We start from the raw sequence: 20821 nt of genomic DNA on the forward strand, positions 1-20821 counted from the left end.
AAGCTTTAGCTTATAATCACTTATCAACCTTAAGTTAGCTTCAAATGCCTTGGTTTACCACCTTGGTTCAAATACTCGACATTTAAAACGATAGGCAGGCACAACACATGTCAGATAAATTCTTTTTCAAAGGCCGTCAAACGCCAAAACCTGCCTATGGCGAAAGTGGTTACAACACCAAACGCCAAGCTAAACCTGGCACTGCAGCGCTTCCTTTACAGTTATCAGTTCAAACTGATAAGCGTAAGCTTGAAGTTGAAGCATTAGTTGCAGAGAGCAAACTAGTCGCAACTATTACTGTTAACAGTGACGTCGCTGAAGATATATTTGAACTTCTGGGTATTTTAAACAAGCCAACGGCAGTCACCGCAGAAGCCAAAATTAACCGTAATGACCCTTGTACTTGTGGTAGCGGTAAGAAATATAAAAAGTGCTGTGGCTAAGTCCTTTAAGTGACATCAGATTAATTAAAGCGAGCGATTAGCTCGCTTTTTTGTATAAAAAATCCCCCTCCGAAACGCAATTATCACATTCCTGCTCAGTAACTTTGGTAAATTTGGTTAATTTAGGTAAAGTGTCTGCCGACCTATTGTTAATAATAATAATCATAAGGGTGATTTATGAGTGAAAGTTCACACTCAGGCAACGACCTAAGAGAAGTGAAACAGCTGGGCATGTGGGCATCTATTGCCAGCTTAAGTTATATATTTTGGATTGTCGGCGGCATGGAGCTGGTGGAACGTATTGCCTACTATGGGGTAAAAGCCAGTGCCGGTTTATATGCTAAAACACCAACCTCGGAAGGCGGGCTGGGTATTAGCCTTAGTGATTACGGTGTCATTATTGCCATTTGGGCATTTATGCAAACCTTCATTCCAGTATTTACTGGCGGGATATCTGATCGCGTAGGCTACAAAGAAACCATCTTTGCCTCAACAGTAATCAAGATCATGGGTTACTTGGTGATGGCGATGTTTCCAAGCTTTTATGGCTTCTTGATTGGTGCAATATTATTGGCCGCAGGGACAGGGATCTTTAAACCCGGTATTCAAGGCACCTTAGTGCTTTCAACCGGACGGCAAAACACCTCAATGGCGTGGGGCATATTCTATCAAGTGGTCAATATTGGTGGCTTCCTTGGGCCTTTAGTGGCTGTACATATGCGTCAGTTATCATGGGATAATGTGTTTTACGCTTGTGCTGCCATCATCTCTTTTAACTTCCTATTTTTACTAGCTTATAAAGAACCAGGTAAAGAAGAGCGACTTGAGCGGGCCCGCAAAGTCAAATCAGGCGAAATTAAACAAGAAGCATTATGGCGTGATGCGCTTCATGAGCTTAAAAAGCCCGTTGTTATCTATTACATGTTGGTATTTGCTGGTTTCTGGTTCTTATTTAATGCCTTATTTGATGTATTACCTATTCATATTGCTGAATGGGTTGATACCAGCGTGATTGTCACCTCTCTATTTGGCCCTGAAGGCACCTCTAACGGCTTTTTCCAGTTTTGGTTAGGCCTAGATAATACTGGTACTAAGGTGATGCCTGAAGGTATGCTCAACCTCAATGCTGGTATGATCATGACCAGTTGTTTCTTGGTTGCTGCACTTACCGCTAAGTATCGTATTACCACTGCCATGTTAGGTGGTTGTTTACTGAGTATTTTGGCATTCGTGCTCATTGGCGCAACCAATGCTGCATGGATGATTGTACTGGCTATTGCAATGTTCTCATTCGGCGAAATGATGATTAGCCCGAAGAAAAATGAGTTTATGGGCAATATTGCCCCTGAAGGTAAAAAAGCCATGTACTTAGGCTTTGTGATGTTACCTCAAGGGATAGGCTGGACTCTGGAAGGCTACTTTGGGCCTAAACTGTATGAGATGTATGCCTCAAAAGAGATTTTCTCACTGCAGCTTCTTGCAGAGCGTGGCATGAGTCAAACAGATGTTGATGCAATCCCCCAAGGCGAAGCATTTTCAACCTTAGTGACTTATACCGGTGAGCCTGCACAGCAGCTAACAACGCTGCTGTATAACACCCACAGTATCGGCAATGCTTGGTATATTATCGCTGCGGTGGGAACAATTTCGGCAGTAGGAATTTATCTTTACGGTAAGTGGTTGTTTAAACTGCAACAGAGCTAAAGTAAATTTAAACAAAAAAGCTGACAAGGCTATTCATAGCATTGTCAGCTTTTTTATGGCGCTAATTTAGTATTACGCTGCTTTTAACGACGCTGGTGCTGCAGTGGTTTCAGCTTTACTTGCTGCAAATCTGACTTTTCCAACAGGCAAAATCACCCGGCCATATTCAGCATTCAGCACTTGCGCCATGGCAAAGTAAATGGCGCTTAAGCCACATAAAATACCTTCAAAGCCAGCAATGGTGCCAATTAGCTCGCTGCCGGTAAAATCTCGCGCAGCTAATAGGAAGAATAAAATAGTTAGCAAGCCAAAGACAATTTGCTTGGCTAATGGGTAACGCATAGAGCCAATAAACATAAAGCCAGTAAACATGCCCCAAAGCGCTAGGTACCAACCCATAAAGCTTGCAGGACTTGCCGCAAAACCCATTTTAGGCATGACAAGTAGACCAACTAAGGTTAACCAAAATAGCCCATAAGAAGTAAATGCTGTAGTGCCAAAGGTATCGCCACGTTTAAAGCACATGATGCCGACAATCACTTGGCCAATGCCGCCGTAAAAAATACCCATAGCAAGGATCATTGAATCAATTGGAAAAAAACCAGCATTATGAATATTAAGCAAAATGGTGGTCATACCGAAGCCCATTAAACCAAGTGGCGCTGGGTTTGCGTATGAATTTGTCTGCGGTGTCGACATTGAGTTCCCCTACAGGAAGTAATCAATTAAGTAAGTAGTGACGATAGTGTCGTCACACTAGATTAACTTTGGTTAATCTTAGCGCCGCGCATAATAATGTAACCGCAGGAGGCAATCAAACTAGCAACCAAGGGAGCTGAGGAATAAGCACACTAAACAATGCGATTAATTAGTGTTGCTTTTCAGCTTGTTAAATAAAAAAGTGGCATTAACCCCTCAAGTGAACACTTGAAGGCTTGCCAGCTCACAAATATTGCCAACTACCGATCTAACTCACAATAAATCAGCATTAAAGCCTGCTTATAAGTAAACTAAAACACGCTAGAACGTTTAAAAATTGCACTGACTCACAAAAATGAATAATAACGCCATTGGGATCAATAAAAGGGTTAATGCAAACACTGAGGAAAAAAAAGGGAGCCCGAAGGCTCCCAGTGGTTTATTTGCTATGAGAAGCAGGGGATCTCATAGCTGATGAAACATCTATTATTGCTAACTAGTGTGCCCCTCCAGCATGCATTATATCAATACCGTAAGTCTTACCTTCAGCATGACAAGTTGCACAAGATTCAACCGGCAGATTAGCAATTGAAGCTGGATTGCCCTCAACTATCGCACCATTACTCTTGAAGTGAGCCATTGCTGAGGCACTTGAGTGAGCGTGACAAGTACGACATGCTTCAGCGGTTGGGCTAATGAACATTGTTGCACCAGCATCTACTGCAATTGCGCGTTTACCTGAAGTAAGACCACCATCTGCTGCGAATAAACTCACATCATCTTTATGACAAGCTGCACATTCGGTAGCCACTGCTGGGTAACCTTGTGTTTCCATATCAGAATTTAAGTGTATTGCAGGGAAGCCACGGTTATCATCCCAAAGACCTGAATGGAAACGGTGAGCGACAGTGAATAAGTCACGGTTGCTATAGGTTAAGCCTTCAATTGTTTCAAATACTGGGTCGCCATTTTCATCAACTGCATCTGTTTTATATTCAACAGTCGCATGATAAGAACCACCCCAAGTGTCGTTATGACAACCTACACATTGGTCGAAACGTTCGTTACCGTAATGCTTAGCAATACCTAATGAAGTATGACAAGTATTACATTTAGCTTCATCAGCGGTTACCCGTGCTGGGTCACTAAAGCGAGATATCGTTGCACTGCTACCATCAGCATTGGCGAGATTCCAGTAAGCTGGCGCCATAGTGACTGCTACATAACCAACATCATATTGCGCTTCGCCGCTTGAATCTAAACACTCAATGAGCATGCCTTCTGAATCGGCACATACTGAGAAGCGTGGCGTTACAGAAATACTCTTTCCGTCTAGATTAAACTCACCGAATTGAGTCACCATTAACTGACCAGCGGATGCAACAACACCATTTAGTTTAACCGAAGCACTACCGTAGTAAGTACCATCAGTGTCTATCCAGCCGGTTTTCATTTCATCGTATTTAGTAAAGTTAGTGAACTCGAAACCATCTTCAACGGCAACACCATCAATAGTGACATCAAATGTAATCACCATTTCATCCATGTCAACTGTTGCGCTTTCAGTGTAACTCACACTATTTAAAGCAATTTCAATTGAATCAGTGGCAATCGCTCTCGCTGCAACATTATGTGCTTGCATTGGGCTTAAGCTACCTGCGCCATGACAACCAGAACAGGCTGCATCACTTTCAGGTACGATACCTAGGTGGTTTTCACCAGTGGCTAAATCTACATCGGTATGACATGACACACATGCTTCTGCGTAAACATTATCATTCCATTGCATACCGTTATCATGACATGCGGTACATTGATTTATTTCTGATGGGAAGCCAATTTCGCCAAACATCTCTGCAGCTTCACCTTCTAGATCGTCAATATGATGACCAGCGTGTAATGTGTGAATCATTGCATTCCAATTAGCGTTAAAGCCTTTTTCTGGATCATCCTCTCCACCCGCATAAGCAGGATTATGACAGGCTACGCAATTTTCAACTTTTTGATAATTATGGTGGGCACCAATATTGGCAATTCGAATATCAGTGGCTTCATACCCATCCATTTGAGTATGACACTTAATACAAGAGGCGTTAGACACTGAATCTTTTTCAGATACAGCTAGCTCACCTGTTGCTGGAATAAAATCAACCGGAGTAGAAAGAAGCTTGTCTGCAATGCCTTCACCAGTGCTGTCTACAACATCATAGCTACGAACCATAACGCGATGTAAGTTATTGGCATCGCCATCTGCAAGCACAACCGGTGCATTGCCTTCATGTTCCCAAGTACCAGTGTAAGTGCCAGGGTTTGCTTCATCTTCAACTAAGGTACAAGCTTCAACTTCTGCGCCGCCGCGGGCTTCTGCCATACCTGTTGGCGTACAATACATACTTGAACCAAATTCATTGGTTAGGGTATGGCTTTCCCACAATAGTGGCGCGCCAGTATCCGTGGTATTGGCCGCTTGATTCATCACATAAAGCGCTACTTTGTCTAAGCCACTAAAGGGCACATCTTCGCCTTTAGCTGTTTTGCCTGTTACCGTAAATTTGATAGCAAAATCATCACCTCCTACTACCACGATATCTGCAGGGGCTAAGCTCAACACAAAATCAGCAGCACCCGCTACTGTATCAACAACATTTCCCGCTGGTGCACCTGGTTCTCCTGGCGCGCCGGGTTCTCCAGGGGCGCCATCTTTACCATCATCTCCATCACTACAACCTGTTAGTCCGATAGCAGCGATTAACGCCGCCGCTAGAATCGATTTTTTATATGTTCTCATTATCAGATCCCCTTTATAGGTATTAAATTCTGCTTTGCAGTAACTTTAATATAAAAGATACCCCTTTAGATGTATCAAAAGAGTTTCATATATGTGACTGAAATTTAAAGATTTAGATCTTGCAATTTTACAAATCGAAGTTGGCAATTTCGATATATGAAATTTGTATAGGTTATTGAGTTTTATACTGATAATGATTGTTATTAACGAAACAGATTTGCGCTAAAAGAATGGTGGAAACAAGCATAAAAAATGCACAGTTCAAGGTGAATGACTCGACAGCCATAGCGCTTCTCTAGCCCATTAAAATGATATTCAGCGGCAGCTCCCCCAGCACAGGGAAATGGCTAAATAGCACATAAGCGATTTAGGCAGCGATTAACTTAAGCACTGAATTAATAATAATCTTTCTGCTGTCATCACAATAGCGGCGGTATGAGGAGGTTCTTTCAATAAGGTGGTATTGCGGCGCGGCGCCATGGCCAAGCAATTTTTCTCTTTCGGTTTCCGGTAAGCTTTCAACACGTAGTGCATTAAAGTGATTTAACACTGCAGCTTCTGATGTGGCTATAAAGCTGAAACTTCGCATGGTCAACAAGTGACAAAACCACTCTTCAATGGAACTAACTCGACTGATATTAAGCGGCTCAATCCCTGATTGACGGCAGTAAATTTGGAAGAAATCTAATTTATCATTAAACCCCTTGGTATCGAGCAGCAAAAAGGGATAGTTAGCTATGTCATCTAAACTTATAGCATCATAGCCCCAAATAGGATGATTCGTTCTAGCCACAATCGAAGTGGAATCACTATGACCGAGGCTTTCAGATAATAAATCGCTGGCGCTGGCTGGGCCAAGGTTAATCCCTAAATCAATGTCACCTTGGTGGATCAACTCTTCAGAATGCTCATTCCATATATGCATTCTGACTTTACCTAACTTATCCATTATGTCGTCGCTGCCAAGCGCCATTGAAAGTGAAGTCATAATGATGGGAGTTACCGCAATATTGAGCACGGTTGATGAATTAGTACAGTTACCTTCATGTACGATGCGTTCAATATTTGAGGCTGACTCGCAAAAACTACATATGGGCTTATAAAGGTGCTCTGCTAGCGCGGTAGGTCTTAACCCTTGTTGACGTCGATAAAATAACTCATCATCAAAGGTTAACCGTAACGCCGTTAAACAACGGCTTATTTTAGGAGCTGAAACGTTTAATTCTTTCGCTGCAAGGTTAGCAAAGCCTGTTTCATAAATAGTTTTAAAGACCAACAAACAGAACACGTCTAATTCGCTGATTTTCTTAAGCGCTTTGAAATCCATGCAATTACCTAGTAATAACCTTGTTAATATTAGGCTTAATCTAACATAGTTGTAACAAGCAAAACTTGATCAAGCCCAACCTTATAGAATTAATTTAAGTTTTTTTAAGGTTTTATAAGATTTACTTAAGATTGATTTCAGTTTGAGTGAGCGAGCGAAACTCCCCGACTAACAATTGCTTATCCAAGTTAATATTGCCCACCGACTCACGATGTAAACCAATCACCGGATTCCTGAAGCGGCCAAACATACGCTTAATTTGATGGTACTTACCCTCTTGTAACGTCACCCGTGCTTGATACTCTGAGATGATTTCAAGTTGCGCCGGTAAAGTGGTGATATCTTCAAAACCAAAATACATCCCTTGATTAAAAGCGCTGATATATGAGTCATCAATGGGATTTTCTAACGTCACCAAATACTGTTTGTTTACTTTGGTTTCAGGCGACATCAAAGCTTGCGACCATTGGCTGTCATTGGTAATTAACAGTAAGCCAGTAGAATTTAAATCAAGCCTACCAGCAATATGCATCATTTCAATATTGACGCCAGTTAATAGCGACAAGGCCGTGGGATGAATATCATCTTTTGTCGCGCTCACCACACCCACAGGCTTGTGTAACATATAGTATTGTTTTTGCTGGTTCTGAATAAAGTCACCATCAAGCATAATAGCGGTAAACTCATTAATTTGATGGTCCATCTCTTTACAAGTCTCACCATCAACATTGACCCGCCCAGCCAGTAAAATTAGCCTTACCGCCTTTTTAGGTAGCTGTAATTTTTTAGCTAAAAACTGATCTAAACGACTTCGTTTACTTTGCATTTATAAGCTCAATTTAAGTGATTTATTCTTATTTAACTAGTTAAAAGAATTAACTTATTACTAATCAATTTAGTGGATAGTTTGAGTTGGCAAACTAAATCGCATACCCTATTTGAGAGCGAATCTAAAAGGGAGTGATATGTTTTTGCAGCCAGTCTATCCGATTTTACAGCCAAATATGAGTATTGTAGAGCTAAAACAAGCCATTACTGATTTTGATATTTGGCTAGAGCAACAGATTAGTTGTAGCCCAATTACCGAGATCCTGACATTTCGCGCTCAATTTTTTGATAAACTTCTCAGTCATATTTGGCAAAAGTTTACTTTTGATACAAAAGAAATCTCTCTCAATGCTGTCGGTGGCTACGGCAGGCAAACTCTACACCCTTTTTCTGATATCGATATTTGTATTATTCATGACCACAACTTATCCACCGATGATGCCAATAAACTCAGTGATTTTCTGACTCAATTATGGGACTTGGGTTTAGATTTAGGCCATGCAGTAAGGCGCCTAGATGATACTTTTGTCGCCTGTAAAGAAGATGTCACCATCGCCACCACTTTACTTGAAATTCGCAATATTTGTGGCCATGAAAACCATCAACACCAAGTTATCAGCAAACTCTATGGCGAAAGTATTTGGAGTAGCGCAGCCTTTTTTGAAGCCAAGTTTAATGAGCAACAAGTCAGGCATCATAAAGCCCAAGGCACCGCCTTTAATATTGAGCCCAATTTAAAAAATAGCCCTGGCGGCATGCGTGATATTCAAACGATTACTTGGATAGCTCGCAAACATTTCTCCATTGACGATCTTAAAGATCTTCGTCGTCTTAATTTTTTAACTGCTGATGAATACGCAGAACTAATGGAGTGCCAAAACTTTATTTGGCGAGTGCGATTCTCATTGCATCAAGCGTCAAACCGCTCTGAAAATAGACTTTTATTGCAACATCAAGCTGAAGTCGCTCGCCTACTGGGATTTGGTGACAGCGGTAATATCACCATTGAAAAAATGATGCGCCAATTGTTTAGAGCAATGAAGCGTATTCGTGAATTAAACCTGATGTTGATGGCTTATTTCCAACGCGAGATATCGCCACTGAAACACAATAATTGTATCGATATCAATGACAATTTTGAGATCTTAAATGGCCAAATAAATGCAAAAAATCAAGATGTGTTTATTGATAGACCGCAGATCATGTGGATGTTTTATTATATTGCCGAATACCATCAACAAGTAAAAGGCATTACCCCTGAGACCTTAAGATTGATCAGGCAAGTACGTCGTCGTTTAATGGGTGATTTACAAGACTTTCATGTCTGCCGTGAACTGTTTGTCAAACTATTCAAGCACCCACAAGGCATGGGGCTGGCAATTACCTTAATGCATCAACATGGCATCCTTACCTCATATTTACCCCAATGGCGTGAAGTGGTTGGCCAGATGCAGTTTGATTTATTTCATGCTTATACTGTGGATGAACACACTCATAAACTGCTAAAAAACTTATATGCACTAACCCATGATGACATTAGTCACGATCACAAATTGGCCGCTGATATCTATGCTCGGTTCCAAGCCAAAGAAACCATTTTATTTGCCGCACTATTTCATGATCTTGCTAAAGGACGTGGTGGTGATCACAGTGAACTCGGCGCAGTAGATGCCAAATTATTTGCCAAATTCCATGGTTTAAAAAACTCACAGCAGCAATTAATTAGCTGGTTAGTGGAACAACATCTATTAATGTCCATCACCTCCCAGCGTATGGATATTCAAGATCCTGATGTCATTACTGCTTTTGCAAAATCCGTGGGCAGCCTCACTAAACTTGATGCTTTATATTGTTTAACGGTGGCCGATATTCAAGCCACCAATGATGATCTATGGAATGATTGGAAAGCCAGTTTATTAACCGACCTCTACTTTGGCACCCGTAAAGCCCTCAGGAATGGTCTTGAAAATGTATTGCAACTGCGCAGCGTGGTTAGGGAGCACAAACAAGAAGCCCTTAATATCATCAATGCCGATTCACAATTAACAGATGAACACCAAATACAGGCTCAATCTGCTGCTATTCAAAAACTATGGAAAAACCTGCCGTTATCCTTTTTCGGTAATGCAGAATCCAGTGAAATAGCAAAATACACCCTAGGAATACTTTCGCATCAGCAACAAGCTCAAGCAGATTCTGAATCGTTAATTATTGTTGATGATAGTAATGTCAAAGGCTGTAGTGATGTTTTTGTGTATACCAAAGACAGAGCAGGCTTGTTTATTTCTCTGTTTAATACCCTATCAACCTTGAAGATATCAGTGAAGCAAGCACAGATTTCACAAACTAAAGACGGTTACGTGGTTGAAGCTTTTAAAGTACTCGACTTTGACGGTAAACCGATTTTCAGTGCTCAGCGCCGCAAACAAGTCACCAGCAAGCTACGTCAAGTGATAGACAATAATGTAATGCCGCCGAAAAAGCGCCCTTTAAGACACACCCAAAGTTTTGATAACAAACCCACCATTGAATTTATTCACTCTAAAAAAGCTAACCGCACCTTAGTGCATATTTTAGCGCTAGAAACCCATGAGTTTATGGGGCAAATAGCCAGTGCATTCAGAGCACTAGAGCTTACAATTCATTCTGCAGCCATCAGCACAGTCGGTGAGCGAGCTGATAACGTGTTTACCCTTTCCAACCAATACGGTGCACAGCTTTCAGAAGAAGAACAAACCGATTTACAGGAAAAATTAGTGAAATCGATCACTTCAACCTTATAATTATCTCAATTAATGTTGTCAATGAGCGATACATGTCTACCAGCGAAACAAAAACAACAGCTTATAGCTATAGTGTTGAATATATTTTAGATCGATCTCATTTTGAAGAAACCTTCGATGAGTCAGTTGTCATTAATACCAGTCCAAAGCGTTACTTAAAATCTGTGGCATTTTTAGTCGCTGGATTTTTAATGACCATCACCGAGTTAAGCCCCTATGTTGCTTACTTCTTTATTGGTTTAGGGGCAGTTGAAGCACTGCAAGTTAGGTTTAATCGCGCTTGGTGGTTAATGAGGCAACTAATAAGTAAGTCAGCGAATAACCCAGTAAATTTAACCATTGACGATAACGGTATTCATTCAAAGTCGACTTATATTGATCATCATTTAGCTTGGGATGATGTTTATCGCATTGCAGAAACAAGCCAAGGTTTTTTACTCACAACCCAATTAACCAAGCATTATGTTTCTAAGCGCTGCTTAGATGACACTTGCAGTGATTTTATTCGCAAAAAAATGAACTAAGCATCTGTTTACATAACGTGTTAACACTTAGAGGAACATTTATGACTAAACCATCATTAAGTTTAAGTATTGTCGTAAGCCTTGTTATCTGCAGTTTTTTCAGCACAGATACCAATGCCAATGGAATACCAGCCCCTGAGGATACCGTAAAATCATTAACGGCGGCCTGTGAAAATATGGCCGCTGAAGAACAAATTGAAGCCATCGAAAAACAGCAATTTATTACCGACTGCATCAATGCTCAGTTAATTGAAATGGGCTATCAAAGGCAAGCACCGCTAGAGATTGAACAATCAAATACTGAACCAGTTGAGCAAGAATTAAATTAACGCCGTGACGCCTTTGGTTAAAAACGGCTTAATGTAAATTAATCACACCAGTATCAGTTTGTATCATTAAGGTAAAATCAGTGTAGCTAAATAATGAACAATGTTAACATTATGTTTATTGAAGTTTTATTGATTAGGTAGCAGCCTTAGATGTATCGATTATTGCTCATACTTACCATTGTTATTGCTGGTATCAAGCCAGCGCAAGCTGAAGACACCTGTCAAATTGATGGCGACTGCATTGTGGTTGGTCAATGGGATGTCAGTCTAGCTTTGGGCTGGGGCAATAAAACCAACCCAGTAAGTACCTATAAAGATATACCTATCTATGTCATACCCTCCGTCGCCTATTATGGTGAAAGCTGGTTTTTTGACAACTTCAATTTTGGCTACACCCTGGTAGAGCAAGAAAGTTTTACCCTTAATCTCGCGAGCAGTTATAGCGATGAGCGTGCTTTCTTTTATCGCTGGGACCCATCAAACATTTTTTTACCCCAAGCCAGTAGCTTTGATGAGACGGTTGAACTCCCTGCAGCGGATCTCACAGAATCTAGAGGTATATCACAACCTGAGGTTTTAAATGAGCTTGAAACCAGACACTTCACTGTATATGGTGGTGTGGAATTTTTTTGGTACGGCAAATTAGGTATATTAAGACTCACCGCAGCCCATGATTTACTTAATGTTCATAATGGACAAGAAGCCAGTGCCAGTTGGTCGTACTCTTTAGCTCTTGATAAATTCCGCTTTGATTTATCATTAGAAGCTGATTGGAAAAGTTCGCAAGTTATTGCTTATTACTATGGTATTAGATCAACTGAAAATCTATACTGGAACACGCAATATCAGCCAGGTTCTGGCTGGAATAAAGCGATTGAGCTAACGACACGTTATAGTCTTTCACAACGCTGGGATTTACTTTTAGCGGCACGTTACACCCGGTTAGCTGATGAAATTATTGACAGTCCAATTATTAATGAAAATTACTCTCGCTCCTACTTCATTGGAGCTGCATATAGGTTCTAATCTTGTTCAGTAAACAAGAATATAACCTCTATCACTTTTTCGGTATATTAATACTGATATTTAGTGCTTTCTGCGTCAAAGCTGATACGCTTGAAACGCAAGCACAGCTTTCGGCTACGCCTCATTTATGCCTCAAAGACGCTCAAAACAAACATTGCGAGATGGATATTGAGCTAAATTGGCAACTGAAAACTGACCAACTCATTTGTATTGAATCTAACTATCAAGCAATGAGTCGCTGGTGTAGTGATTCTACTGATGATCATTCATTGCAATTTTCAGTAAAAACCAATAAAGACATTCACTTTGTCTTGGTAAGTAAAAATAATAATAATGAATTGGCGGACGTAATCCTAAAAGTCACCACAATGTCCGAACCTAAAGTTCGCAGACGTTACCGAAATCCTTGGAGTTTATTTTAATGGCAACCCCCCCATCAACTCATAGAGTTCTGTTGGTAGAAGATGATATTCGTCTTGCCAACTTAATTGTGGACTACCTAAAATCACACGATATGCACGTTGAAGTTGAACGACGTGGCGATACCGTTTTAACACGATTGATTAGTTACAAGCCTGATATCATACTACTTGATATTATGCTGCCTGGACTTGATGGATTAAGCCTGTGTGAAAAATTACCTGACTACTTCTCAGGCCCTATATTGTTAATGAGTGCGCTTGGCTCTCCAGAAGACCAAATCAAAGGCCTAGAATTAGGCGCTGATGATTATGTTGTCAAACCTGTCGACCCAAGCTTGTTAGTGGCACGTATAAACAACCTATTACGCCGTCAGGCACAACCGCCAAAACCAGAATCTCATTGTTTAAGCTTTGGTAAGTTAAGCATCGACCCGCATACCCAAGCGATTCGCTTAGGCAATACCGAGGTTGATTTAACTAGCCATGAGTTTGAATTATTGTGGTTACTGGCGTCACAAGCGGGGCAAGTATTAAGTAGACAATACATCTACCAATACTTACTCAATATCGATTTTGATGGTAAAGACAGAAAAATTGATGTGCGCATATCTCGCTTACGTAAAAAGCTTGGAGATAGTATCGAAACACCATTCAGAATAAAAACTGTTTGGGGACAAGGTTATTTATTCGCGCCTGAAGCGTGGAATAACTAATTAGGTCATAGAAGACTTTGAAAAGACTCTTCATCAGCCTATACCTATTACTTAGCTTAAGCTTTTTAGGTATAGGCTGGACATTAGATAGCCTCTGGCAACAGCAAGTCGATGAATACGAGAACATTGACTCGCCATTAATCGCCTTTGCATTATTATTGTCTTTGCAACCTAAAGAGCAGCGCTTAGCGCAGCTTAAAATCATTCAAAAGCAACACCCCTACCCGTTAGCTTTATTTGAAAAAGATGAAATTGCTTTAAGTGGCAATGTCGAATTCTTGGCCAATGAAATAGTCACCACCACCACTGATAGCAGCCACGAATTGCAATTTATTGCCGTGGGTGATCAAGTGTTAATGGCAGGCCCAGTAGATATCGATCCCCGCGGGTTGCTGCGTAATATTTTTACGATATTCTTTTATTTGATGCTGGCCTTTGTCGCCTTAATTTGGGTATGGCCATTATCCAAAGATCTCAAAACCCTTAAAAAAGCCACGCAAAACTTTGGTGAAGCCAAATGGGATACCCGTATTGAGCTCAATCCCGGCTCTCAAGTCGCACCGTTAGCCAACACCTTTAATGACATGGCGCGGCATATCAGTGATTTAATTGAAAACCAAAAACACCTCTCTAATGCCGTATCACACGAAATCAGAACCCCGCTAGCACGGTTAAAGTTTGCTTTAGCCTTACTACCACAATATTGTTTGCCCAATAGCGATGAGCAACGACGCCAGCAATTTCTTGATGACATGCAAATTGATATCAAAGAAATGGAAACCTTACTGCAAGAGCTATTGACCTATGCCAGCTTAGAAGTGCAACAAGAGCCCACATTAGAGCGCTGCGGCTTAGTGTCCATTACAGAAGAGCTGATCACGCGTTTAACCCCATTAAGCGATAAACCGATTAAATTTAAGCATATGTATAGTGAGTTATATGTGATGGCAGAACCACTGCTGATTGAGCGTGCGATTCAAAATCTTGTTACTAACTCCCAACGCTACACCCATAATGAAATTGTTGTGTCTTTGTCTGAAGATGACCAACACCTGCTCCTAACAGTATCTAATGATGGTCCCGCGATCCCTGAAGAAGATCATGAAAGATTATTTGAGCCTTTTTATCGCAGTAAGTCACAGCACCAAGGCAATAAAGGCCATGGTTTAGGCTTAGCCATTATCAAACGCATCATGTTGCGCCACAAAGGCGATGTCACATTAACCAGTGATGATGACAACACTTGTTTCACTTTAATGTGGCCAAAAAGTAAACGCGAACTAGCTGCAGAAAGCGCACATTAATCTCAATGGTTAGCTTAACGCTGAAGCTGACGATAGAAATAATGGAGATTGGCCGTTAGCGGCGCAGGCTGTAATAGACCCACCACATCAAACTCAATAATATTAATTACAGCTAAAGCCTACCTAAAACCACAAGGTTGCAATCACTAATCTAAGCTAAAATCAGCCAAATCAATGTTGTCATCATCAGTTTGTTCATCAAAGTCAAATTGTGGATTAGCCTGAGCTTGCTGCTGCTTTATCGCTATTTGATGGGCTTTAAATTTGGCATATTGTCGGCGGCGCTTTCGCTGCTGGCATAAGCGAATAATATTATGCTTTTGTGCATCAGAAAAATGCAGCCAGTTAAAACGCTCATCTCGATTTCTCAAACAGCCATTACAATATCCGCGCGCATCAGTTTGACACACACCTATGCAAGGGCTTGGGACGGAAAAAAAACTTAACTGTTCCATATTTAACTGACGTTTCTCTCCGACAAAATTGAAGTTTTATGCTTCTAACTTAGCATTAATTAACCAAAAAGCCATGTTCAGCGCTGGTTATTTGACCGACGAATTCTGTGTAAGATTGGTTTACTGCAGGCTTTTGATTTAAGCTGATTATTAATTCGCTCAAGAAAACATCCTATAACAAACAGATTCATTGATTAACCGGAGCCACTTATGCTATTTCGTGCGTTATTTACAATGTTACTTCTACTAGGATTAAGCGCCTGCCAAAGCACCACAGGAAAGTCAGACTTTGATACCAAATATGACTTTAGTCAGTTAAAACGATTTCATTTTATTGAAGTGTCAAATCAAGGGGATCAACTTAGCGCCGAGCGGATCAGAGCCAGTATACGTGCCAATTTATTAGCCAAAAACTTTATCGAGCAAGTAGAAAATGACTTAGCCGTGAGTGGTGAAGCCACTGGTAATGACATAACTGGTGACTTTGGCGTCAGCTACGCCTTTTTAACCAAGGACAAACCAAAAAGCTCAGGGCTTTCTATTGGTCTAGGTACTGGTACTAGTGGCAGTAATGGTGGTATTGGGATTGGTACTAGCATGGGAATCCCCATCGGCAGTGACAGCGCTAAAATCCAAGTGATTCAAATTGATATTATAGATTTAAAAGATAACCGACTCATCTGGCGCGGCACTGATGAATATGACTTTGAATCTGGTGGTAATGAAAAAGTCACTGAAACGACCAAAACCATTAATACCATTCTGGCTCAGTTCCCGCCTCAGGCTGCTGTAAAATAACAATTAATCTTATTCTTTATAAGTTGCTAAAATAAAAAGTCCGCAATCGCGGACTTTTTTATAAAAGAATAATCACATTATCACTAATGCCCTTCAGCAAACAGATAATTGAGCCAACCTTGCATCCGCAATAACACTTTACGAATAATCGAAACATGAGTGAAATGCTCGGTATAAATTGCCGCTTGCCCAGCTACACCTGCAGGCAAGCTGGTGCGTAGTTCATCGTCAGCTAACTCGATTAATACTAACACCCGGCCACGCTTAAATAACTCATTTGAAGAGCGCAGCGCACCGCCAAATTGCAGCTCACCTTCTGACATTGCAGGTAATACCTTAACGACTTTACCTTTATGTACTTGGCCAGGCATAGCATCAAGGATAATTTCCGCTTCATCACCTTCTTTTAAGCGCAGTAATGAATTTTGCCAAAATGCACCAGCAAAGTAGCGGTCTTCATCAGGTATAAATGTCATAGTGGGTCGCAGCGGAATAGGCACAGCCATCACCCCCGGACGCAACGCCATTTGAGTGACTATGCCATCAACTGGTGCTTTCACTTCGGTTTGTTCTAAATTAAAGATAGCGGCATCAAGTTCGGCTTTAACCACAGCTACATCAGTATTTACCCCGTCGATGTTTGACTCAAATGCCAGTCTAAAACGGATTTCTTCCGCTAACGCCGATTTAAAAGCAGCTTCTGCTGCTAAATATGATTGGCGTTTATTATCTAACTCAATTTCAGAAAATGGCGAGTTTCTACCACCTTTACGGCGACCTTCATCATAACGCTCAAAGGCAGATTTGGTTCTGTCACGATTAGCCTCTGCTTGCGCTGCGCGGGCAATCGCACTATCCCATGAGGCTTTTAATTGTGGCACGGCTTGCAGTGCATCTTCCAGTGCCGCTTCTTTTTGTTTAACGACAGCAATGAAAGGGGTTGGGTCGATTCTAAATAGCACTTCACCTTTTTTGACAGGGACATTGGGCTTAACATTGACTTCAACCACTAAGCCTTTTACTGCAGGATTGATTGGGATTGAAACGAAATATTCACGGGCAAACTTAGTATAAGGATGGTTATAGTTCATCAGTATTAATAAAGTACCAATTAATACTATTCCGCCTAACACCGCCGTTGGCACAGTCCATTTGTTGAGTGGGATTTTAAAAATTTTGAATATCGCCACACATAAAGCGGTATAGGTTAATATCAGTAACAGATCCATCGCTACGCTCCTTGTTCTGGCTGCGGTTGAGGTTTAACAGCATCGGTGACACTTGCTTGTTCCGATGGCGACTCAATAGAGATTAAACGCTCATTTAGGTCATTAACCTTATCTAACAATTCTTTCACTTCACCTTCCAACATAAGCTCTCGCTTCTTACCATCACTAAAGCCCCAGCCTCTATCTTCGCGGTATAAGGTTGCCCAAATCCATAAGAATGGCCAAATAGCGTGTAGGGTAAATAAACTGACCCAACCAGCGATATGCAAAGCATCCTGCTGTGGGTGATTACGCTTTTTAGCAATTTCATAGGGGATATCATGAATCGCGATAACACCGTAAAAAATAACTAATGCTACAAAAAACAGCAGTCCTAGAGCAAAATAATCCAAAAACATATGACACTCCTATCACAATCAAAGCAAAAGAAATAACAACCAAAATCAACAAACTGGCAACCTCAAGATAACACAAGGCAATAGCTAAAATAACCAATTAAAGTGCTTTATTCGCTATAAAAATAAGAGTTTTCACGTGATCTTTTACACACTTATCGGTTTAGCTAATCAATCAAATACGAATAAAAGGTAAACTGCCTCGGCTATTTTTTCCCCCTACAAGGTTAAATAATGAATAACAATGTCCCTTTCACCTTTGGTACCGCTGAAACTGACGGTGCAGTTAAAGCCATGCTGCTAGGTTGTGGTGAGCTTGGTAAAGAAGTCGCTATCGAATTACAACGCTTTGGCATCGAAGTTATTGGCGTAGATCGCTACCCTAATGCTCCAGCCATGCAAATTGCACATCGTTTTCATGTGGTAAACATGTTGGACGAAAAAGCATTACGAGACGTTATTGAATTAGAACAACCGCATCTAGTGATCCCAGAAATTGAAGCTATCGCTACTCAAACCCTAGTTGAGTTAGAAAAAGGCGGCATCAATATCATTCCAACAGCTAAAGCGACTCAGTTAACCATGGATAGAGAAGGCATTCGCCGCCTAGCCGCTGAAACCTTAGGTATTCCAACATCGCCTTATTTCTTTTGCGATACATTCGCTGAGTTTACTGCCGCAATTGAGCAAATTGGTCAGCCCTGTGTGGTTAAACCTGTAATGAGTTCATCAGGTAAAGGTCAAAGCGTGATAAAAACCAATGCGCAAATTGAACAAGCTTGGCAATACGCTCAAGAAGGTGGCCGCGCGGGTGGTGGGCGAGTGATTGTGGAAGGCTTTATTGATTTTGATTATGAAATCACCTTGCTGACCATTAGTGCTGTCAATGGCATTCATTATTGTGATGCCATTGGCCACAGACAAGAAGACGGTGATTACCGTGAGTCTTGGCAGCCTCAAGCAATGTCAGCAGCTGCACTTACCAAAGCGCAGCAAATTGGTGAGCAAGTAGTAACCGCGTTAGGCGGCTATGGTTTATTCGGTGTTGAGCTGTTTATCAAAGGTGATGATGTTTACTTTTCAGAAGTATCACCAAGACCCCATGATACTGGTTTAGTCACGCTTATCAGCCAAGATTTATCTGAGTTTGCTTTGCATGTTCGGGCTATTTTAGGCCTGCCTATTACCGAAATTAAGCAACATGGCGCAAGTGCCTCTGCGGTTATTCTGGCTGAAGGAAAGTCTGAAAATATTCGCTATCAAGGCGTTGCTGAAGCATTAGTGCAAACGGATACCCAAATTAAGCTGTTTGGTAAACCTGATATTGATGGTAGACGCCGTCTGGGTGTTGCCTTAGCCCGTGATAACAATATTGATAATGCCATAACGAAAGCCATAGCATCGGCGGCAAAAGTTAAGGTTATATTTTAGCTTTACACTATGATAACTCGCCTATTACCACGTCATAATTACGCTTTGTGACCTAGGTTAATGATTGCTCGCTGTAGACATAAACGCCTAACCTCAAGCACATAAAGTACTAAGGTTAGGCTTTTTATTGGATAAATTCGATGTGGTATTAACATCACCTTGAAGGGCTTATGAAGCAGTTAGCTGCTTTTTCTTTTAGGCAGTGCTCTACCTTGCAAATGAAATAACACTAAAATTAACATCCTTAATAAGGATTTAAGTTTACCACCTTGCTCGAAACGCCCCGCTATCATCAACTTTTGCAAAACAAATATTTTACCGTAAACATTGGCAACCAGCTCATCAGAGCTTTTACCGATATATTTATCAAACTCAGGGTAATCAATAATGGCCTTGGCCAATAAGCTATTAGCAGTTAAACGATTAAAGTCATAACCTTGTATCATTGATTGCTTAAACACATCGACATCAATTCCTGCCACGATTTGATCAGCACTAAGACCCTGTTTTAGCCCTACAGCGATAAAATTGATATTGGCTTCAATTTCAAATAACAGCGCGCGTTGCTGGCCTTTATGCTTCTCAACCCGCGCATGCTCTTTTTCAAATACATCGTAAAGCGCTTTCCATAAACTCATATTGCACAAATATCCTTATTTGTTTTTCTGGCTAAGTAACCTGATTACATGGGCTGTTTTTTAAAAATTGCGCCACATTATCCACGGCAATATTTAACAGATTTTGCCTTGCCTCTGTTGTTGCCCAAGCGATGTGAGGGGTAATAATGGTATTTTTAGCCGCTAATAACGGGTTATCAGCCATTGGCGGTTCGCTTGAAAGCACATCAAGTGCAGCGCTAAGGCGGTTGTCATTTAACGCATCTGCCAATGCTACTTCATCCACTAAACCGCCTCGAGCGGTATTAACCAATAAAGCGTTAGGCTTAAACAACTCAAGACTTTGAGCATTGATCATTTTATCAGTGGCTTGATTAAGCGGACAATGCAACGACACGATATCTGACTGGCTTAATAACTTATTGAGCGTCTGCCATTGAACACCTGCAGGTAAATCCGTTTTGGGTGTCGATGTGTTAATTAACACATTCATATTAAATGCCAGCGCTAACCTTGCCACTTGTTGACCAATATCACCATAGCCAACAATGCCTATGGTTTTACCTTTTAGCGATGCTAAAGGTGAAAGCGTAAAACAAAAGTCTCTTGATTGACTCCACTGACCTTTTTTTACTGCTTTATCATGTAAATCCACCTGCTGGGTATGTTGCAGTATTAAAGCAAATACCATTTGCGCCACAGCATCAGGGCCATAAGCAGGCACATTGGTTACAACTATCTGCTGCGCGCTAGCCGCTGCGATATCAACCACATTGGTACCTGTTGCCGTCACACCTATGTATTTAAGCTGTGGACATTGGCTTATCACCTCAGCATTGATTACCGCTTTATTGGTTAAAATTATATCGGCATCTTTGCTACGGGAGATAATATCTGCCGCCATAGTGTGTTCATAAACGCTAAGCTCACCCAGCGCAGCTAACGATGACCAATCTAAATCACCCGGATTTAATGTATGGCCATCAAGTACAACAATTTTCATGTT

20 protein-coding genes are annotated in these 20821 nt (G+C 41.1%); 11 read left to right on the forward strand and 9 right to left on the reverse strand.

Annotation, left to right across the window (positions count from 1 at the left end):
* Positions 1-107: 107 nt before the first annotated feature.
* Complete coding sequence (locus tag Q4546_RS01485; protein ID WP_102438807.1) at positions 108-443, forward strand: PBPRA1643 family SWIM/SEC-C metal-binding motif protein; 336 nt, start codon at positions 108-110, stop codon at positions 441-443.
* A gap of 177 nt (positions 444-620) precedes the next feature.
* Positions 621-2147 carry an MFS transporter gene (locus Q4546_RS01490; protein WP_102438809.1) on the forward strand — a complete coding sequence of 509 codons (1527 nt, stop codon included), beginning with the start codon at positions 621-623 and terminating at the stop codon, positions 2145-2147.
* A gap of 72 nt (positions 2148-2219) precedes the next feature.
* Here the strand turns inward: Q4546_RS01490 and Q4546_RS01495 are convergent, their stop codons facing one another.
* The 4 genes from Q4546_RS01495 to Q4546_RS01510 form a co-directional block, all read right to left on the reverse strand.
* The gene (locus Q4546_RS01495; protein ID WP_102438811.1) at positions 2220-2846 is read right to left on the reverse strand and encodes a GPR1/FUN34/YaaH family transporter; all 627 of its coding nucleotides are present in this window, start codon (positions 2844-2846) and stop codon (positions 2220-2222) included.
* Between the two features lie 496 nt (positions 2847-3342).
* Positions 3343-5634 (reverse strand): OmcA/MtrC family decaheme c-type cytochrome, encoded by a 2292-nt coding sequence (locus Q4546_RS01500; RefSeq protein ID WP_303445552.1) that lies wholly within the window; start codon positions 5632-5634, stop codon positions 3343-3345.
* Positions 5635-6001: 367 nt separating this feature from the next.
* The gene (locus Q4546_RS01505; RefSeq protein WP_303445553.1) at positions 6002-6961 is read right to left on the reverse strand and encodes a LysR family transcriptional regulator; all 960 of its coding nucleotides are present in this window, start codon (positions 6959-6961) and stop codon (positions 6002-6004) included.
* Between the two features lie 121 nt (positions 6962-7082).
* Complete coding sequence (locus Q4546_RS01510; protein ID WP_102438817.1) at positions 7083-7787, reverse strand: 16S rRNA pseudouridine(516) synthase; 705 nt, start codon at positions 7785-7787, stop codon at positions 7083-7085.
* A 139-nt stretch (positions 7788-7926) separates the two neighbouring features.
* Here Q4546_RS01510 and glnD point away from each other — a divergent pair, with 139 nt between their 5' ends.
* The 7 genes from glnD to Q4546_RS01545 all read left to right on the forward strand — a co-directional run bounded on the left by glnD (position 7927) and on the right by Q4546_RS01545 (position 14890).
* Positions 7927-10572, forward strand: a complete 2646-nt coding sequence (gene glnD / locus Q4546_RS01515; protein ID WP_303445554.1) for a [protein-PII] uridylyltransferase — start codon at positions 7927-7929, stop codon at positions 10570-10572.
* 32 nt (positions 10573-10604) lie between these two features.
* Positions 10605-11096 carry a YcxB family protein gene (locus Q4546_RS01520; RefSeq protein WP_102519350.1) on the forward strand — a complete coding sequence of 164 codons (492 nt, stop codon included), beginning with the start codon at positions 10605-10607 and terminating at the stop codon, positions 11094-11096.
* Between the two features lie 41 nt (positions 11097-11137).
* Positions 11138-11425, forward strand: coding sequence for a hypothetical protein (locus Q4546_RS01525; protein ID WP_102475559.1), 288 nt, complete (start codon positions 11138-11140; stop codon positions 11423-11425).
* A 150-nt stretch (positions 11426-11575) separates the two neighbouring features.
* On the forward strand, positions 11576-12451 hold the full coding sequence (locus tag Q4546_RS01530; protein ID WP_102475560.1) for a MipA/OmpV family protein: 876 nt from the start codon (positions 11576-11578) through the stop codon (positions 12449-12451).
* 2 nt (positions 12452-12453) lie between these two features.
* Complete coding sequence (locus Q4546_RS01535) at positions 12454-12873, forward strand: DUF3019 domain-containing protein (RefSeq protein WP_076541170.1); 420 nt, start codon at positions 12454-12456, stop codon at positions 12871-12873.
* Positions 12873-13586, forward strand: coding sequence for a winged helix-turn-helix domain-containing protein (locus tag Q4546_RS01540; RefSeq protein ID WP_076541172.1), 714 nt, complete (start codon positions 12873-12875; stop codon positions 13584-13586). Before Q4546_RS01535 ends, Q4546_RS01540 begins: the two co-directional genes overlap by 1 nt.
* A 17-nt stretch (positions 13587-13603) precedes the next feature.
* Positions 13604-14890, forward strand: a complete 1287-nt coding sequence (locus Q4546_RS01545; protein WP_102475561.1) for an ATP-binding protein — start codon at positions 13604-13606, stop codon at positions 14888-14890.
* Positions 14891-15036: 146 nt separating this feature from the next.
* Here Q4546_RS01545 and Q4546_RS01550 read toward each other — a convergent pair whose 3' ends face one another.
* Complete coding sequence (locus tag Q4546_RS01550; protein ID WP_102438832.1) at positions 15037-15345, reverse strand: DUF1289 domain-containing protein; 309 nt, start codon at positions 15343-15345, stop codon at positions 15037-15039.
* Positions 15346-15555: 210 nt separating this feature from the next.
* On the opposite strand from Q4546_RS01550, the gene Q4546_RS01555 reads away from it, so the two are divergent.
* Positions 15556-16143: a DUF4136 domain-containing protein gene (locus Q4546_RS01555; protein WP_102438834.1), complete on the forward strand. Its 588-nt coding sequence runs from the start codon at positions 15556-15558 to the stop codon at positions 16141-16143.
* Positions 16144-16226: 83 nt separating this feature from the next.
* Here the strand turns inward: Q4546_RS01555 and Q4546_RS01560 are convergent, their stop codons facing one another.
* On the reverse strand, positions 16227-17372 hold the full coding sequence (locus Q4546_RS01560; RefSeq protein WP_303445555.1) for an HlyD family secretion protein: 1146 nt from the start codon (positions 17370-17372) through the stop codon (positions 16227-16229).
* A 2-nt stretch (positions 17373-17374) separates the two neighbouring features.
* Positions 17375-17770, reverse strand: coding sequence for a DUF3302 domain-containing protein (locus Q4546_RS01565; protein WP_241900959.1), 396 nt, complete (start codon positions 17768-17770; stop codon positions 17375-17377).
* A 231-nt stretch (positions 17771-18001) separates the two neighbouring features.
* On the opposite strand from Q4546_RS01565, the gene purT reads away from it, so the two are divergent.
* Positions 18002-19198: a formate-dependent phosphoribosylglycinamide formyltransferase gene (purT, locus tag Q4546_RS01570; protein WP_102438838.1), complete on the forward strand. Its 1197-nt coding sequence runs from the start codon at positions 18002-18004 to the stop codon at positions 19196-19198.
* Positions 19199-19377: 179 nt separating this feature from the next.
* Here the strand turns inward: purT and Q4546_RS01575 are convergent, their stop codons facing one another.
* Entirely contained in the window at positions 19378-19836 is a 459-nt protein-coding gene (locus Q4546_RS01575) for a hypothetical protein (protein ID WP_102438840.1), read from the reverse strand.
* Positions 19837-19867: 31 nt separating this feature from the next.
* On the reverse strand, positions 19868-20818 hold the full coding sequence (locus Q4546_RS01580; protein ID WP_303445556.1) for a D-2-hydroxyacid dehydrogenase: 951 nt from the start codon (positions 20816-20818) through the stop codon (positions 19868-19870).
* Positions 20819-20821 lie beyond the last annotated feature (3 nt).

The organism is Shewanella sp. 4_MG-2023 (assembly GCF_030548015.1).
Taxonomy (GTDB): domain Bacteria; phylum Pseudomonadota; class Gammaproteobacteria; order Enterobacterales; family Shewanellaceae; genus Shewanella.

Excerpts from the sequence above, each read along its gene's own strand:
- Q4546_RS01485 (WP_102438807.1), top strand. The coding sequence starts at position 108 with ATGTCAGATAAATTCTTTTTCAAAGGCCGTCAAACGCCAAAACCTGCC.
- Q4546_RS01490 (WP_102438809.1), top strand. The coding sequence starts at position 621 with ATGAGTGAAAGTTCACACTCAGGCAACGACCTAAGAGAAGTGAAACAG.
- Q4546_RS01495 (WP_102438811.1), bottom strand. The coding sequence starts at position 2,846 with ATGTCGACACCGCAGACAAATTCATACGCAAACCCAGCGCCACTTGGT.
- Q4546_RS01500 (WP_303445552.1), bottom strand. The coding sequence starts at position 5,634 with ATGAGAACATATAAAAAATCGATTCTAGCGGCGGCGTTAATCGCTGCT.
- Q4546_RS01505 (WP_303445553.1), bottom strand. The coding sequence starts at position 6,961 with ATGGATTTCAAAGCGCTTAAGAAAATCAGCGAATTAGACGTGTTCTGT.
- Q4546_RS01510 (WP_102438817.1), bottom strand. The coding sequence starts at position 7,787 with ATGCAAAGTAAACGAAGTCGTTTAGATCAGTTTTTAGCTAAAAAATTA.
- glnD (WP_303445554.1), top strand. The coding sequence starts at position 7,927 with ATGTTTTTGCAGCCAGTCTATCCGATTTTACAGCCAAATATGAGTATT.
- Q4546_RS01520 (WP_102519350.1), top strand. The coding sequence starts at position 10,605 with ATGTCTACCAGCGAAACAAAAACAACAGCTTATAGCTATAGTGTTGAA.
- Q4546_RS01525 (WP_102475559.1), top strand. The coding sequence starts at position 11,138 with ATGACTAAACCATCATTAAGTTTAAGTATTGTCGTAAGCCTTGTTATC.
- Q4546_RS01530 (WP_102475560.1), top strand. The coding sequence starts at position 11,576 with ATGTATCGATTATTGCTCATACTTACCATTGTTATTGCTGGTATCAAG.
- Q4546_RS01540 (WP_076541172.1), top strand. The coding sequence starts at position 12,873 with ATGGCAACCCCCCCATCAACTCATAGAGTTCTGTTGGTAGAAGATGAT.
- Q4546_RS01550 (WP_102438832.1), bottom strand. The coding sequence starts at position 15,345 with ATGGAACAGTTAAGTTTTTTTTCCGTCCCAAGCCCTTGCATAGGTGTG.
- Q4546_RS01555 (WP_102438834.1), top strand. The coding sequence starts at position 15,556 with ATGCTATTTCGTGCGTTATTTACAATGTTACTTCTACTAGGATTAAGC.
- Q4546_RS01560 (WP_303445555.1), bottom strand. The coding sequence starts at position 17,372 with ATGGATCTGTTACTGATATTAACCTATACCGCTTTATGTGTGGCGATA.
- Q4546_RS01565 (WP_241900959.1), bottom strand. The coding sequence starts at position 17,770 with ATGTTTTTGGATTATTTTGCTCTAGGACTGCTGTTTTTTGTAGCATTA.
- purT (WP_102438838.1), top strand. The coding sequence starts at position 18,002 with ATGAATAACAATGTCCCTTTCACCTTTGGTACCGCTGAAACTGACGGT.
- Q4546_RS01575 (WP_102438840.1), bottom strand. The coding sequence starts at position 19,836 with ATGAGTTTATGGAAAGCGCTTTACGATGTATTTGAAAAAGAGCATGCG.
- Q4546_RS01580 (WP_303445556.1), bottom strand. The coding sequence starts at position 20,818 with ATGAAAATTGTTGTACTTGATGGCCATACATTAAATCCGGGTGATTTA.